The following is a 14,109-nucleotide window of genomic DNA, read 5'->3' as shown; positions in this document are numbered from 1 at the left end:
TCTCCCGGCCATCTCGAACCGCTCCGAGGGGCATCCTGCCGTTCTTGGGGGTCGGAGACAAGACTTTTGAGGGTCGGTAACAAGACTCTTGACGATCGGACGGTGATCCCATCCAGTCTGGCCGGTTCGTCCTCGTCACACGCGGGGACAAACAAGAACCGCCCGGAGAGATTAGGCCCTCTCCGGGCGGAAGGCCGACAACCCCAAGGACTCGGAGCCGTTTGCCCATGACCGATCTACCCCGAACGCTCTCGAACATCCACACCCAAAGGCGGATGACGTGAGCCAGCCCGGCGATAAGGCCGGGCTCCCCACCGACGACGAACTGAGTGCCCTTCGACGGGTCGCTATGGGGGTTCTTTGTCGTTTGGGGGTCCCACGAAAGGATGCGGACGACCTCGCCCAGGAAGTCATCCTCGCCTTCCTGGTCGCCGTTGAAGAAGGGCGCATCCGTGACCCCCCAGCGGGGCGAGAAGGGCACACCGCATGGGTGCGTCTCGTCGCTGCCAGACGGGCCTACTGGTTCGCCCGCGAGGTCAAGCGGGACGCGGCCCTCTTCGTTCGCCTCGACGTCGAGGAGCTTGCGGGGCCCGACCCGTCCCCGTGGCTGGAGGCCAGGGACTACCTTCGACGGCTCGATAGGCGGATGCGTTCCGCGCACTTCGACATGCTGCTCCGTCGTGCGGCAGGGGAAGCGCCGCGAGAGATGGGCACCACTGCGAACAGGGTCCGCCAAAAACTGCACGCAAGTCGAAAAAAGCTCCGCGCAATAGCCGCAAAGCTGCGATAACGTTGCTATTATGTGCTCTTAGCAGGAGCACATGAAGTCTGCCCGCAAGGCCCCCGCCCATATCGAAGACCCGTTCCCCCAGACGATGGAGGGGGACTCGATGGTCAAGCGTTTCGCCGTCGGGAAGGTGTGTCGACCCGAGGCCGTCTTCCTCGATAAGTTCGCCCCTGGCTTTCCGCCGACTATGTGGAGGGCGACGGGGAACACGAAGCGGATGCACCCGTCGATCCGCCAGAAAATCCTCGAACACAACTGGTTCCTGCTCCCGTTCGCGCTCCCCTTCCTCGAAGGGGAAGACGCTTCGGTCGAGGCATACAACCTCGCGAGGGAGCATCAGATCGACGGCATGATGCTCCGTCAGTACCTCGTGGAGCACGACGGGGACGAGCTGACGCCTAGCGACCTCACGACAAGGCTTTGGGTCGGCGGGCAGCAGCCCCCGACGCCAAAGGGGATGGCGTACCTGCGGTATCTCGCCGCACAGACGAAGAAGGAAGGGTGAGGTGAGCCTACCGTACCAGACACGACCTCTGACGCCCGACGTCCCCAAGGAGCTTCGCGCCGCCCATGAGGACCTCGTCTGGCTCTATGGGCAGGCCGAGAGCGACATGGGCGTCGTGTCGAACTTCGGGGCCTTCATCGGGCACATGATGGGCGCTGGAGGCCCCGAGACGCCCAAGAACAGGAGGGCCCCCATCGACGAGTGGTGGTCCGCGGAGGACCAGCTCGTGGCGGCTCTCGACCGCAAGCGCACGCAGGACCAAATCTTCCGGGCCACGAGCAAGGCCCGGAAGATTCACGCGAGGTTCGTCCGGCTCCCGCCGACCGACAGGCTCTTCCTCGACGCGTTCTTCCGCGAGAGGCAGTACGAGCGGTCCCTCGAAGGGCTCTTCGGGTCGGGCATCGGGGCCATCCCCTTCGCGAAGAGCGCGCCCCTGCTCCCCACCAGGGACGTCGACCAGCTCCACAAATACATCGCATCCCATCACAAGGTCATCGAGCGCGTCCGCGGGGAGGTGCATGCGAGATACGCTGCCACGCTCCGCCGGTACGCCGAACAGGAGGGGTCCGGTGAATCAGCTACGGCTGTCTGAACTGTGGGAGCTTGTCCCGGGGGGTAGCCGCAAGGACGAGCGCGGGGAGTACAATCAACGAGCGCGGGACAGGATTCGACGCTTCCTCGCCCGGCTCCAGGACGAACGGGGCGTGCAGATTCTCCATCGCGTCGGGTGGCGGTGGTACTACGACCCCTCGGCGCTGGCCCTCTGCCTCCCTGACATCGCGACCGACCCGTACAGCGAGGAGATTCAAGGGCTGAAGGCTCGCATCCATCAGCTCGAATCGCGGCTCGCTCGCCTCGAACGCCAGTCCACCTGATTCCACCGCATTCCACGCTGCGGGCTCCCCAATCCCTCTTAGGGAGCCCGACATGCAGGTTCAGTACAAGTCGTCCTACCCCGCCATGGTCAACGGCCAGTGGCGGAGCCCTCAATGCACGGAGGAGGGCGTCCTCAAGGTCGCCGTCGAGGGAGGCGGTGGGGGTGGCACCGTCGACCAGGGAGAGCCGGGGGAGCTTGCCTGGCCCGTCAGCGTGTCGAACACTCCGAACACGCCCGTCATCGGGGCCGGCATCCGAGGCGCCAAGCGCTACTTCGAGGTCCCGCCCGAGGGCATCGATTGCCTCGCGCAGATCCCCACGTACGGGTATCCGGCCTGCGGATTTTTCATTGTCGCGGGGACCACCATCAACATCACGCAACCGCTGGGGACCACCGTCAGCTTCGACGTGAGCGCCGGCTATTACTGGCCGGACTGCGAGATCACGAGCGTCAACGCCACGTCCGATTTGCAGGACTTCTACCTGCTCTGGAAATGATCCGAATCTCTCCCGGCTCGACGCAGATCGCCGTCACGACGGGGAGCTTCACGCAACCGGACGTGGGTGACACCGCAAGCGTGAGCTTCGATGAGACCAAGTGGCGCCCCGCCGTGGGAGCGATCCTGGCTGGATCCCCAGGCGTCTACAAGCTCATCGCAGCGGGGCAGATCGAAACCCTCATGATCCGCAGCGTGCCTCCCGACGACGAGGTCCCCTCCGGAACGGCCCTGTGCCTCGCCTACTACGAGGGGCGCAAGTCCCCCAACTCCCCACCGGCAATCCCGCCCGTCTGAAAGACGACCCCCATGCCCCGCGGTAGACCCCGAAAAGATACTCGCATCCCCGACAGCCTCCTCCCTGTCGTGTCGGACATGGTCCTCGAAAAGAACCTCCCCTTCGAGGAGATCCGGCAGTACCTCGTGGACGCCGGCTGTTACATCGAGCGCGGCACGCTGGAAGCGCACATCGAGCGTCTCCAAGGGGCGCCGGTCGAGAGGGAAGAAGACCTCGGGTCGATCTACGCCCGCGAACTCCGCAAGCTCGCCCGAGATATCGATTGGTATCGGTCGGAGCGGGCGAAGGTTTGGAACAAGGTCCCCGACTTCGAGCGCGACACGCTCCGAACGTGGAGATGGCTCTCCATGCTCCAGCAGGAGGCGACCAAGATTCTCGTCAAGGCGGCGGCCATCGCAGCGTCCCCGGACGGCGAGAAGTTCGCTCAGCTCATGAATGACCTCGAAGCGAAGCTCGAACTCGATACGCCCGACGAGAAGGACAAGGATTCGTCCTCCGACCCCACGGCTTGAGCGACTACTTCACCCCCGCCCACGTCTGGCAGCCGCCGGGCGTCTCCAAAATCGACGCGCTCAAGAAGGACAAGGCGAAGCTGCGCGCCTTCTACGTCTCGCTCGCACCCGAGCAGCGGGCTCTCCTGCCGTTCTCGTGGAAGATCTGGGCTCGCCCGAACCAGCTCCCGCCCCCCGACGGCATCATCCCCCATGCCCTGGGGTGGAAATACTGGGCCCTCCTCGCTGGCCGTGGCTTCGGCAAGACCAGGACGGCGGCGGAGTACGTCAGATACCGCGTCGAGAACGGCCTCTCGAAGCGCATCGCCCTGATTGCCCCAACCTACCGCGACGTCATCAAAACGATGCTCCGAGGGGAGAGCGGCCTCCTGTCGATCTTCCCGCCGAGCAGCCCGATTCAGCCCCGGTTCGTCAGGAACGACAGCGTCGTCTACTTCGAGAGGGGGAGCAAAGTCGTTGCGGAGGCTCACTTGTACACGGGGGAGGAGCCCGAGCGGCTCCGCGGCCCGCAGCACGACTTCGCGTGGTTCGATGAGCTTGCGGCCTACCGATACCTCGAAGACGTCTGGCTTCTCTTCGTCCCCGGTCATCGTCTCGGGTCGAACCCCCAAGCGATATTCACGACGACCCCCAAGACGAGCCTCCTGAAGATCAACCTCCTGGAGAATGAGCGGACCGTCGTCACGTTCGGGACCTCCAGAGAGAACGCCGCGAACCTCGCCCCCGGGACGCTCGACACGCTCGCGAGCATCTACGAGGACACGGACCTTGGCGAGCAGGAGCTAAATGGCAAGCTCAGGCTCGACGACTCCGGCGCGCTCTTCAAGTTCCGATGGGTCGCCGACAACCGAATCAAGGGTACCGTCAAGGAGAACCCCAGCCAGACGGTCGTCGTCACGCCGGACGGCAAGACAATGCCGATGGCCAAGGTCGTCGTCGCGGTGGACCCGAGCGGGTCCTCGAAGGACTCGGCTTGCGAGTGCGGCATCATCGTCGCCGGCCTCGGGCTCGACTCCAACGTCTACATCCTGAAGGACCTCTCCAAGCGAGCGTCTCCCGACGAGTGGGCCCGTATTGCCATCGAGGCATCCGCCAAATACGGGGCGACGCTCGTGTACGAGGCGAACTTCGGCGGGGAGCTGGTCCGCACCATCGTCCGCAAAGTCTGCCAGGACATGGGCAAGAGCCCGAAGCTCAAGGACGTTCACGCGCAGAAGGACAAGGCTCAGCGCGCCATGCCCATCTCGGCCCTCGTGCAGAAGGGTCGTGTGAAGTTCGTGAACGAGTTCCCCAAGCTCGAAAAGCAGCTCACGACGTGGACCCCCGATGCTCCGGTGTCTCCCGACCGTCTCGACGCGTTCGTCTGGGCTTGCCACGACCTCTTGATGGGCCAAAGCGCTCGCGGCGTCGTCAATTTCTGACGCTCAGCACGTAAATCCACGTTACTCCACGCATAACGTACAGCAACCCCTATAGACGTGCTGCTGAAAACCCTACAGCAGAGGCATCCCCTCTGCGATGTGGAGCTGTTCCGGCGATACCAGGCGCTCTACCAGGGCGGACGTCTATTTCGCGACCTGATTGGGGTGTTCCTCCCCAAGAACGAATACGAGACCCCCCAGGTCTACGAGATTCGGAAACGGGACGCGAGCTACCGCAGCTACGTCGGGCCCATCATCGACTTCTACGCGAGCCAGCTCTTCTCGGCCCCCTACGCCATCCGAGCGACGCGGGGCGAAGAGCAAGTCGAACTCGACGACTACTACGCGCTCCTCAAGGAGGACGTAGACGCCCAGGGGACCGACCTCACGACGTTTTTCAAGAGCCGGTTCACCCAGGCGCTCGTGAAGGGCGTCTCGTATTGGGTCGCGGAGTTCCCCCAGGACGACGGCCCCGAGCCCGTCACGCGTGACGAATGGGTGGCTCGTGGGCTCGACCGGGCGCGTCTGTGCCCGGTCGATGCCGATTCGGTTCACGACTGGGAGTGTGACCCCACGACGGGCGACTACGCGTGGGTCAAGACGTTCTCGCATCGCTTCTTCCGTCCCTCGCCGGCCTCGGAGACGCTCTGCATCGACACGTGGACCATCTACGGCCCGGATAGCGTCGAGGTCTACGAGCTGCGCTACGACCCCAAGAAGCGCCCCAAGGGGGACACGGAGGTCCCTCTCGTCGCGTCGTACCCGCACGGCTTCCCCCGGGTGCCGATTCTCTGCCTTCGGATGCCCGAGGGCCTGTGGCTCCTCGACAGGGCGGCCGATGCCCAGGTCGAGCACTTCAGGCTCTCGGCGGCACTTGGTTGGTCACTGCGGCGAAGCGCGTACGCGATGGGCGTCTTCAAGCTGAAGGACGCTCAGCAACCGCCCCAGCTTGGCGCCGGCTTCGGCATCTTGCTCGGCCCGGAGGACTCGTTCGAGTTCGCCGAACCCGCCGGCTCTTCGATGACCGTCCTTCGCGACGAAATCTCCTCGCAGAAGGACGAGATTTACCGGGTCAGCCAGCAAATGGCCATGTCCGTCGACAACAACGCGTCGGCCCTCGGTCGCTCTGGCTTGTCGAAGATGGCCGATTCATCGGCGCAAGAGATTTGCCTCCGGGGGTACGCGACCCTCGTGAAAGAGGCCATCGAGCGAACGTTCGAGCTTCTCTCCGACGCCCGCGGTGACGTCGATCTCAAGTTCTCCATCGAGGGGATGAGCCAATTCAACGTCGTCGACGCGACGACGTTGGTCGCCAACGCCCAGGCGGCGAAGGCCCTTGGGATCCCCTCACCGACGTTCCACCGCGAACTCAATTACCGGGTCGCCGAAGCCCTCCTGCCGATGGACGTCCAGCAAAGGACCAAGGACGACATCCGGCGGGAAATCGAGTCGGCGCCCGACGAGAAGAACTCCCCTGCTGCGCCCGAGCCCAATCAAGGGCCGGAAGACGAGCAGGACAACGGCCCCAAAGGCCGCACTTCCGAGCCCGGCACGCCGCCGGGCAAACCGGAGGAATGACCCATGGCGAACGGACCCGAGACCGATACCTCGGCGGACAGCACCCAGGGCAATGAGCCCTCGGCGGACGACAAGAAGCTCGCGAACCTCGTGAACAGCGCCGTCAGTGCCCATCTCAAGAGGCACCTCGGCAAGCTCTCCGAGACCATCGAGACGTCCCTCGCCGAGAAGCTCGCAGGACTCCAGCAGAGCGCGCCCAAGACGAAGGCCGACGAATCCGACCCCAAGCCCGACGACGACGTCCGCAAAGAGATGGCTGCCCTCAAGGCCCAGCTCAAGACGGAACGTGAGAAGGCTCGGGAGAAGGAAGCGTACGCCGAACTCAAGGCCAAGCTCGCCGACAAGGTCCGACCCGAGGCTCTCGATACCGCCCTCAAGATCCTGAAGCACGACGGTCGCATCTCGCTGAAGCGGGACGGCTCCGTCGCGTTCGTCCACGAGGACGGGGAGATGGACCTCGATGAGGGGCTGTCCGAGTGGCTCAAGTCGCGAGAGGGGTCGATGTTCGCCCCGCCTCCGAACCCCCGCTCCCATGCGGCCAAGAAGCCGAACTACGGGGTGAAGGCCCCGGCTCGCACGTCGAGCGAATCCGGCGAAATCGACCCGCTGGCCAAGACGGAAATGATGCTGACGAAGCTCGGCATCCGTCTCTGAGCCTCCCAACGCTTTCTTAGCTTTCGATTGAAAGGACGTCGCAATGGCAGACGTGACGCAGACCCTTGCCCTGTTGATTCTCGCGCAGAACTTCAAGGGCGACATCGTTCGACAGATCAACCGCCGGTCTGTCCTGCTCTCGACCCTTCGCGCCGTCCCGGGCGAGGGGAAGAACGTGGCGTGGGCGGCCGAGAAGTCCGGCGCTCTGGCCGAGTCCTTCGCGGAGGGCGCGGACGCCACGAACTTCGGCTCCGACGGGCAGGACCAGGCCATCCTCACGTGGGGTCAGTACCGCTCGAACTTCCACGTCTCGGGCCTGGCCCAGGCGGCCTCCCGGACGAGCCGTACGCCCGCGGGCAACATCGACCTGTGGCGCAGGAACATGCTCAGCGGCGTGATGGCCCTCGCCGACCTCATGAACCAGGAGCTTTACTCGGGCAACGCGGCGAACAAGTTCGTCGGGCTCGGTCAGGCCATCGGCCTCACGAACAACACGTACGCGACCATCGATCGCACGGTCTCCGGCAACGAATACTGGCAGCCCTACGTGGTCGACCCCGGCTCCGCCACGGCGCTCACGTTCGACCAGATTCGTACGGATCTCGCGACGATCTACACGAACAGCGGCTCGCGTCCCGACGTCGCGTTCTGCTCGCCCTTCGTGCTGAACAAGCTCGGGTCGCTCTTCGATCCGCAGAAGTTCTATCTCTACAGCACCGACCGCGTCGTCACTGCGAAGGGGCAAGTCCAGCTCGAAGGCGGCGTCGGCGCCATCAAGTTCGATGGCTGCGTCTTCATCGAGGACAAGGACGCGACGGAGTCGACCATCTTCTACGTCAACTCCGAGTTCGTCGAGATCGAATACCTGCCCCTCGCCTCGCCGGTTCTCGGCATGAACGACGAGGTCATGGACATGGGGATGAGCGACGGATTCGAGGACATCCCGCTCGGTCTGCGCATGGAAATGCTGGCCAAGACCGGCGACTCCGACAAGGCGCAGATGAAGACGTACACGCAGCTCGCCGTGCGTCGTCCGAACGCCTGTGGCGTCCGCAAGAACGTCGACATCGCCTGATAGCGAGGAAGAACCATGGCCACCGTACGAAAACTGACGGGGCTCAAGGCGGACGCGTCGGTCGCGCAGCTCAACAAGCTGCGCCTCGACATGATGCGCCTTCGGGCCGGGCTCGTCTTCCACGCTTCGGCGTCCACGGCCGTCTCGACGGCGAACGCATCCGACCTGGCGACGTCGATTGCTCTCATCACGGCCCTCCAGGCGGCCTACACGGCGCACATCGCCTCCGCCTGCTCCTCGACGTCCGGAGTCGGGGCGCACATGGCGGCCGACGCCACGAACGTCCTGACGGCCCCCACGCCGACGGACCTCGCGTCGTGCATCACGGCCGTCAACGAGCTGAAGGCGGAGTACAACCTCCACAGGGTGGTCACGTCGTGTCACCCCGTGGCGGACTCGACGAACGCCGTGTCGACGGCCGATGCCACGGACCTCGCGTCCGTCATCGCCCTGGCGAACGACGTGAAGGCCAAGCTGAACGCTCACTTCGCGGCGGCGTTCACTTCCGAAGCCATCGAACTCGTCTCGCCCTGATTCTCCCTCGGGAAGAGGGAGCCGCTCCTCCCCCGGCGGCTCCCTCTTCCCCCTTCTTGAGGTTCCATGTCCTTTTCCGAGGCTCAGAAGACCGACATTCGGTTCTATTTGGGGTATCCAGACGTCTATCGGTACGCGAACCCGAGGCTCGAAAACGCCATCGAGGTCGTCGGGTCACGTCCCGAGAGCCAAGCCAAGGTCGAGCTGCTCCTGACGCTCCTCGCGAACGTGATGGGCGCGAACGCTGGCGACCCGGCCCAAATCGACAAGGCTCTCCAGAATGCCGGCCTCAAGGCCGTGGAGAGCGCGGACGACCGCATCGAGTTCGGCGATTCGAGCGGAGAGGGTACCTTCTCGAACTCGCAGCTCAACAGCGTGACCGACTACGGCAGGATGCTCGTCTCCGCGCTGTCGAGCTTCATGGGCGTGCCCATCGCCTCCAACGTGTTCGGCAAGGGCGGGTATGTGGGCGACCAATGGTCGCAGACGAACGGGATGTCGAGCGGCTTCGGCTTCCTCATGAACATGTGAGGTGTGCGGTGGTGCAAATCTACGTAGGCGAACTGTCGATCGAGCTGGTACCCGACGAACCCGTGGGGAGCCTGGCCGAGTGGTGCCCTCGCGCTGCGACCAAGCTGTGGGCGGCTTGCCTCTCTCACACCATGGGGCAACACGTCGTATCTGTGACCACGGGGGTCACTTTCGCTCGTGTTGTCGTGGCCCTCGCGAATGGGACTTCGACGGACGAGGTGGAGGAGTTTCGGCGAGTCCTCACAGAGGCGATGAGGCCGTGAAGTGACGCTCGTCGACGATTGCAAGCCCATCTTCGAGGGGGCGCGGGTGCTCCTCGCCGACCTCGGATTTCGCCGCTACGACGTCGTGATGCGCGTCGTCGACTGGTCGGGGGACACGGTCGGCGACGGGACCAAAACGGTGACCGATTATCCCCTGGAGATTCAGGGCCGGCGCGTGAAGGTCCGGCGGGTCAAGCAGGAGGACGTCGTTGCCTCCGGCGGCACGTGGGAGGACATCGACTACCGCGTCGGTCCCTTCACGCCCGAGTTCACGGGCGCGTTCCCGCCCTTCGTGACGGGTGGCCTCATGGTCGAGGACTTCAATCCTCCCGAGGCGCCGAATCCGCGCTCGGTCTACTACAAGCTCACCGGCCCAGGAATCGAAGCCGGCGCGTGGTTCAAGAAGATCTCCCAAGAGGTCGACCGTAACTGGTCCCTCTACTTCACGGTCCGGAAGACCTCCACGCGCGACCCATGATTCAGGTGGACGCCAAGGACGCCATCGCCGACCTCGATCGCATCATCGGCGGGCTCGACGATGCGGTGGCCGACGGCCTGGAGGACCTCGCCAAGCTTGGCGCGATGGAGGCCAAAAGGCTCGTCCCGAAGAAGAGCGGCGCCCTCCAGAAGAGCATCGACGTTGAGCGAGCAGGGCCGAAAGTCTCCCTCGTGGCCGGCGCAGAGTACGCCCACTGGGTCGAGCACGGCCGTGGCCCCGTCGTGGCCAAGGGCAAAGCCCTGCGATTCGTCGTCAACGGCGAGACCATCTTCCGCAAGCGTGTCGGTCCCGCGGCAGCACGACCGTTCATGGCACCTGCTGGGGAGTTCATGGAGAAGGCCACGAGCGTCGTGGTTCGAGCCCTGAACAGGCTCGTCCGCTAATCCACTGTATTCCACGCTGCGGGCACACGATTCCATATAGATGGCCGACTACGGTGAATTCAAGGTTGGCGCGGTATCGTACCCGGTCCCCGCGTCGCCCGTCCTGCCGGCCAAGACCGTCCTCGACCCCGCGCTCGCCACGGCCCTCGACTACTTCAAGGCGGTCCTGAACCTCCACCTGGGGGCGTACTGGGACGCGCTCGTGGCGCAAATCGGGCTCTCGGGCCTTGCAGGGAAGCTCGTCGCAGAGGCGGTCACCTACGACCCCGCGCTCTACCTGCAAGAGGCCCAGTATCGGTTCCCCCTCCTGGCGCTCTACAGGGTCCGCGGGGACATCAGGGACAAGACGGTCGCCTGGTATCGCCTGAAGACGGAGTGGCGGCTCATCTTCGCGCTCCCGACCCTCACGGCGGCCCAGATGTTGAGCATGTCGCCGCTCCTTTGGTCGGTCTTGAGGGTCATCAATGACCGGACCCAGCAGGGGTACGACCCGAGCTACCAGAACGGCGCGCTCGTCTTTGGGGACGGCGGCATCGCCTCGATTGCGCCTGACTCCTACCAGTTCGGCCACCTCGTCAACCCGCGCACCGACCTCGTGTTTCCGACCTTGGAGATGAGTTTCCAGGTCGAGGAGCGGGAACAGCTCAACCCCGGATTGCTCCCGCTCGGGGGTATCGACACGACGCTCAGCGTCTCCCAAGGCACGCCCGACGACGAAGTGACGGTTGTCGAGGTTTCGCAGGATTTTACGCCATGAAGACACTCAAGGTGAAGACCGTCGGTGCAATCCTCGTCCCCGATTTCGGGGCGTTCGAGCAAGGCGTGCTCCGCTATGTGGGCCGCCGGCACGACCCGAAGGCGGGGCCGAACGGCGGGTGGGTCCCGACGGAGCAAACCGTCGAGGTCCCGTACCGTCTCGAATACCTGCAAGAGCTTCGAGCGGGCAGCCTGGAGGCTGCCGACGAAGAGACCGCCAAGCACGCGGGCATCTCCTTCAAGGCTTCCTGATTCGCTTCGCTTACCTTCCTTCGGAGTAACACATGGCTGAAATCGTGCTCACGGGGCTCGCCGCCGACGATCCCGTTCCGGGCGAATACGCTCAAATCAACTTCGCAGTCGGAGAGCTGGGGATCGGCAACGGCCAATACTACGCCCTGCTCATCGGCAACCTTCTCTCCTCGGGCGCGGGCTCGACCAACACGCTCTACGGCCCCGACACCGCCGTCTCGATGACCTCCGAGCAGGACGCCATCACCCTGTTCGGCGCCGGCTCGGAGCTTCATCGCCAGGTCCGGCGATTCCTGCAAATCAACCAGACGACGCCGCTCTACGCCATCGCGGTCGCCGAGGGGGATTCCGCCACGGCGGCGACGGGGACGATCACGATCACGGGTCCGGCGACGTCGGCGGGGACGCTCCGCATCTTCATCGCCGATGAGTTCTGTGACGTCGGGTTCGTCACGGGTGATTCCGCGACGACCGTCGCGGCTGCGGCCGTGACGCAAATCAACGCGAAGGACCACTGGCCGGTCACGGCCTCGAACGCGTCGGGCGTCATCACCATCACGACGAAGCAGAAGGGGCTCCGCGCGAACTTCGTCCGGTACTTTGCGAAGATCATCCCGTTCTCGGGCTCGGGTGTCGGCGTCACGCCGACGACCTCGACCCTCGTCACGGGCGGCACGGTCTCGGACGACATCTCGGCGGTCCTGACGACCATCGTCGCTCGGCGGTTCTACTACATCGCCCCGGCCGCGCAGGACCAGACGCAGCTCGTCGCGCTCTTCGGCCAGATCAACACCCAAGCGCTCCCGCTCAACAACATCCGTCAGCGGATGGTCGCGGCCAGCGTCGACACGCTGGCGAACACCATCACCATCGTGGACGCGCTGAACGGGGCCCGGGCCGAAATGGTGTGGCTCCAGAACAGCGACATGCCGCCCTGCGAAATGGCCGCCCACAACGCGGCCGTCTACGCCTTGGAGGAGTCGCCGTTCCCGCCGAAGCTCAACTTCAACTTCTATGGGGATGGTCAAAACGACCAGTGGCGCATCAAGGCTCCGCTCTCGGGCACGGCTCCGACCCGCTCGCAGATCAAGGCCGCCCTCAATGCGGGCGTGACGCCCATCGGTGTCCGTACGAGCGGGCGTACCTACCTCGTGAAGCGAATCACGACGCGGTACAAGAATGGCTCGGTCGTCGACTACCGCATCCGTGATGCCCACAAGGTCACGGTGTGCGACCGCTACGCCGACGACCTCCAGGCGAAGCAGGCGGCACAGCTCCGAGGGTCGCTCCTGGCGGACGATCCCAAGAAGAACGAGCCCATCGTGAGCGGAGGGTCGACGAACAAGGTCGTCACGCCGAGGGTCGTCAAGGCCCTCGTCGATCGGCTGACCGACGATTACGCGGAGGACGCGATGCTGCAAAACGCGGCCGACATCAAGAAGGGCACGCAAGTGCAGCGAAGCGGCGTGAACTCGAACCGAGTGAACGTCTCGATCCCGCTGCAACCGATCGATGTCCTCGATCAGATCGCCAACGAAATCAACCAGGTGGCGTGAGGAGGTAGACCATGGCGAACCTTCAGCAATACTCCAAGGCCGTCGTCTACGTGAACTCGCTGCTCCTCTCCGAAGAGGCGAGCGTCACCATCAAGCGTACGTCCGGCTCGCAGCCCGTGAAGACGGTCGCCAAGGGATACGCGGGCGAGAGCCCCGGCAGTCCGATGACCGAAATCACGGTGTCGAACGCCGTCCCGAGCGCCGACTTCGAACTCGACCCCGGGCCGTATCTGAACCTCGTGGAGATCGTCGAGGTCACGGTCTTCGCCGCGGGTCGAACCCTCACGGTGAAGGGGTCGATCATCGACGACAACTTCAGCCACGCGGTCGATTCCGAGGCCAAGCTGGAGTTCAATTTCCGCGGCGGTCCTGGTTCCTGGCAGTAACTCGGCCCGTGAGGGCCAACCGAGGGCCGGATAGGTGGGCAAGGGTCTACCTATCCGGCCCTTTTGCGTAGAAGGGGTGAGACTTCAATGGGCATGCCTCCCACAGGCATCTCGACAGCACAGCTCTGGGCCGAGATCACGCAATCGCCACGACCCCACCGGCTCGTCGATTTCCCCCGCCTCATCGACGGGGAGACGATTCAGGTGGCCATGTGGGTGATGACGCAGGAGGAGAGCTTCCTCGCGAACCTCGAATCCGAGAAGTACGTCCGGAAGATGCTCAAGGAGCACCTGAAGGAGGTGCCCAAGTCGGACGAGATGGCGGAGGGCTACAACCGGATCTTCGAGCTGCGCGCCTCGATCGAGATCCTCTGGCGTGTCTGCCGAGATCCGGCAGACGTGTCGAAGTCATTCTTCCGCAGCAAAGAGGAGATCGGCAAGTACCTCACGCCCGACGAGATCGGCGTCCTCATGAAGGAATACAACGTCGTGAGGACGGATCTCGGGCCGATCGTCACGACGATGAGTGATGCCGAAGTGGAGGCGTGGATCGAGCGGCTGGCATCCGCGGAGTCGGCGTTCCCTTTAGCATTTATGAGCTGGGAGGGTGTGACTCAGCTCGTGACTTCTATGGCCCGAAGGCTGGTCCCCTCACCGACGGGCAGCGACTCGCCTTCTGGGCAGCCCGACGAGTCCGAGAGCGAATCCTGAAGGCCAAGGAAGCCCGCGACGAGGGCATCGAGCCT

General features: G+C 64.4%; 19 protein-coding genes. All 19 read left to right on the top strand.

The genetic code is table 11. From position 1 onward, the window contains the following. Nucleotides 1-821 precede the first annotated feature (821 nt). Nucleotides 822-1,292: a hypothetical protein gene (locus GF068_RS40940; protein WP_153825001.1), complete on the top strand. Its 471-nt coding sequence runs from the start codon at nucleotides 822-824 to the stop codon at nucleotides 1,290-1,292. Nucleotides 1,293-1,398: 106 nt separating this feature from the next. Further along, nucleotides 1,399-1,884, top strand: coding sequence for a hypothetical protein (locus GF068_RS40935; protein ID WP_153825000.1), 486 nt, complete (start codon nucleotides 1,399-1,401; stop codon nucleotides 1,882-1,884). Beyond that, the gene (locus GF068_RS40930; RefSeq protein WP_153824999.1) at nucleotides 1,862-2,167 is read left to right on the top strand and encodes a hypothetical protein; all 306 of its coding nucleotides are present in this window, start codon (nucleotides 1,862-1,864) and stop codon (nucleotides 2,165-2,167) included. The genes GF068_RS40935 and GF068_RS40930 overlap by 23 nt, the downstream gene beginning before the upstream one ends. A gap of 52 nt (nucleotides 2,168-2,219) precedes the next feature. Further along, nucleotides 2,220-2,666 (top strand): hypothetical protein, encoded by a 447-nt coding sequence (locus GF068_RS40925; RefSeq protein WP_153824998.1) that lies wholly within the window; start codon nucleotides 2,220-2,222, stop codon nucleotides 2,664-2,666. Beyond that, nucleotides 2,663-2,962, top strand: coding sequence for a hypothetical protein (locus GF068_RS40920; protein WP_153824997.1), 300 nt, complete (start codon nucleotides 2,663-2,665; stop codon nucleotides 2,960-2,962). Before GF068_RS40925 ends, GF068_RS40920 begins: the two co-directional genes overlap by 4 nt. Nucleotides 2,963-3,040: 78 nt before the next feature. Then, nucleotides 3,041-3,475: a hypothetical protein gene (locus GF068_RS40915; protein ID WP_153824996.1), complete on the top strand. Its 435-nt coding sequence runs from the start codon at nucleotides 3,041-3,043 to the stop codon at nucleotides 3,473-3,475. After that, nucleotides 3,472-4,896 (top strand): terminase large subunit domain-containing protein, encoded by a 1,425-nt coding sequence (locus tag GF068_RS40910; RefSeq protein WP_153824995.1) that lies wholly within the window; start codon nucleotides 3,472-3,474, stop codon nucleotides 4,894-4,896. Before GF068_RS40915 ends, GF068_RS40910 begins: the two co-directional genes overlap by 4 nt. A gap of 165 nt (nucleotides 4,897-5,061) precedes the next feature. Continuing rightward, nucleotides 5,062-6,474, top strand: coding sequence for a hypothetical protein (locus GF068_RS40905; protein ID WP_170319987.1), 1,413 nt, complete (start codon nucleotides 5,062-5,064; stop codon nucleotides 6,472-6,474). A gap of 90 nt (nucleotides 6,475-6,564) precedes the next feature. Further along, nucleotides 6,565-7,128, top strand: a complete 564-nt coding sequence (locus GF068_RS40900) for a hypothetical protein (protein WP_153824993.1) — start codon at nucleotides 6,565-6,567, stop codon at nucleotides 7,126-7,128. 43 nt (nucleotides 7,129-7,171) lie between these two features. Beyond that, on the top strand, nucleotides 7,172-8,203 hold the full coding sequence (locus GF068_RS40895) for a phage major capsid protein (protein WP_153824992.1): 1,032 nt from the start codon (nucleotides 7,172-7,174) through the stop codon (nucleotides 8,201-8,203). Nucleotides 8,204-8,218: 15 nt separating this feature from the next. Then, the gene (locus tag GF068_RS40890) at nucleotides 8,219-8,737 is read left to right on the top strand and encodes a hypothetical protein (RefSeq protein WP_153824991.1); all 519 of its coding nucleotides are present in this window, start codon (nucleotides 8,219-8,221) and stop codon (nucleotides 8,735-8,737) included. A gap of 66 nt (nucleotides 8,738-8,803) precedes the next feature. Beyond that, nucleotides 8,804-9,268, top strand: coding sequence for a hypothetical protein (locus GF068_RS40885; protein WP_153824990.1), 465 nt, complete (start codon nucleotides 8,804-8,806; stop codon nucleotides 9,266-9,268). A 264-nt stretch (nucleotides 9,269-9,532) separates the two neighbouring features. Then, entirely contained in the window at nucleotides 9,533-10,009 is a 477-nt protein-coding gene (locus GF068_RS40880; protein WP_153824989.1) for a hypothetical protein, read from the top strand. Next, complete coding sequence (locus GF068_RS40875; RefSeq protein WP_153824988.1) at nucleotides 10,006-10,413, top strand: HK97 gp10 family phage protein; 408 nt, start codon at nucleotides 10,006-10,008, stop codon at nucleotides 10,411-10,413. Before GF068_RS40880 ends, GF068_RS40875 begins: the two co-directional genes overlap by 4 nt. A gap of 40 nt (nucleotides 10,414-10,453) precedes the next feature. Continuing rightward, nucleotides 10,454-11,170, top strand: coding sequence for a hypothetical protein (locus tag GF068_RS40870; RefSeq protein WP_153824987.1), 717 nt, complete (start codon nucleotides 10,454-10,456; stop codon nucleotides 11,168-11,170). Further along, the gene (locus tag GF068_RS40865; protein ID WP_153824986.1) at nucleotides 11,167-11,421 is read left to right on the top strand and encodes a hypothetical protein; all 255 of its coding nucleotides are present in this window, start codon (nucleotides 11,167-11,169) and stop codon (nucleotides 11,419-11,421) included. The genes GF068_RS40870 and GF068_RS40865 overlap by 4 nt, the downstream gene beginning before the upstream one ends. Nucleotides 11,422-11,453: 32 nt before the next feature. Next, the gene (locus tag GF068_RS40860) at nucleotides 11,454-12,977 is read left to right on the top strand and encodes a hypothetical protein (protein WP_153824985.1); all 1,524 of its coding nucleotides are present in this window, start codon (nucleotides 11,454-11,456) and stop codon (nucleotides 12,975-12,977) included. Between the two features lie 11 nt (nucleotides 12,978-12,988). Continuing rightward, entirely contained in the window at nucleotides 12,989-13,363 is a 375-nt protein-coding gene (locus GF068_RS40855) for a hypothetical protein (protein WP_153824984.1), read from the top strand. Between the two features lie 93 nt (nucleotides 13,364-13,456). After that, a complete protein-coding gene (locus tag GF068_RS40850) occupies nucleotides 13,457-14,074 on the top strand; it encodes a hypothetical protein (protein WP_153824983.1) in 618 nt (205 codons plus the stop codon). Nucleotides 14,075-14,109 lie beyond the last annotated feature (35 nt).

The sequence above is a fragment of the Polyangium spumosum genome (assembly GCF_009649845.1).
Lineage (GTDB): Bacteria > Myxococcota_A > Polyangia > Polyangiales > Polyangiaceae > Polyangium > Polyangium spumosum.
This window is presented reverse-complemented; position numbering and strand designations above follow the sequence as displayed.

Excerpts from the sequence above, each read along its gene's own strand:
- GF068_RS40935 (WP_153825000.1), top strand. The coding sequence starts at position 1,399 with ATGGGCGTCGTGTCGAACTTCGGGGCCTTCATCGGGCACATGATGGGC.
- GF068_RS40870 (WP_153824987.1), top strand. The coding sequence starts at position 10,454 with ATGGCCGACTACGGTGAATTCAAGGTTGGCGCGGTATCGTACCCGGTC.
- GF068_RS40855 (WP_153824984.1), top strand. The coding sequence starts at position 12,989 with ATGGCGAACCTTCAGCAATACTCCAAGGCCGTCGTCTACGTGAACTCG.
- GF068_RS40925 (WP_153824998.1), top strand. The coding sequence starts at position 2,220 with ATGCAGGTTCAGTACAAGTCGTCCTACCCCGCCATGGTCAACGGCCAG.
- GF068_RS40915 (WP_153824996.1), top strand. The coding sequence starts at position 3,041 with ATGGTCCTCGAAAAGAACCTCCCCTTCGAGGAGATCCGGCAGTACCTC.
- GF068_RS40875 (WP_153824988.1), top strand. The coding sequence starts at position 10,006 with ATGATTCAGGTGGACGCCAAGGACGCCATCGCCGACCTCGATCGCATC.
- GF068_RS40865 (WP_153824986.1), top strand. The coding sequence starts at position 11,167 with ATGAAGACACTCAAGGTGAAGACCGTCGGTGCAATCCTCGTCCCCGAT.
- GF068_RS40885 (WP_153824990.1), top strand. The coding sequence starts at position 8,804 with ATGTCCTTTTCCGAGGCTCAGAAGACCGACATTCGGTTCTATTTGGGG.
- GF068_RS40940 (WP_153825001.1), top strand. The coding sequence starts at position 822 with ATGAAGTCTGCCCGCAAGGCCCCCGCCCATATCGAAGACCCGTTCCCC.
- GF068_RS40920 (WP_153824997.1), top strand. The coding sequence starts at position 2,663 with ATGATCCGAATCTCTCCCGGCTCGACGCAGATCGCCGTCACGACGGGG.
- GF068_RS40895 (WP_153824992.1), top strand. The coding sequence starts at position 7,172 with ATGGCAGACGTGACGCAGACCCTTGCCCTGTTGATTCTCGCGCAGAAC.
- GF068_RS40890 (WP_153824991.1), top strand. The coding sequence starts at position 8,219 with ATGGCCACCGTACGAAAACTGACGGGGCTCAAGGCGGACGCGTCGGTC.
- GF068_RS40850 (WP_153824983.1), top strand. The coding sequence starts at position 13,457 with ATGCCTCCCACAGGCATCTCGACAGCACAGCTCTGGGCCGAGATCACG.
- GF068_RS40860 (WP_153824985.1), top strand. The coding sequence starts at position 11,454 with ATGGCTGAAATCGTGCTCACGGGGCTCGCCGCCGACGATCCCGTTCCG.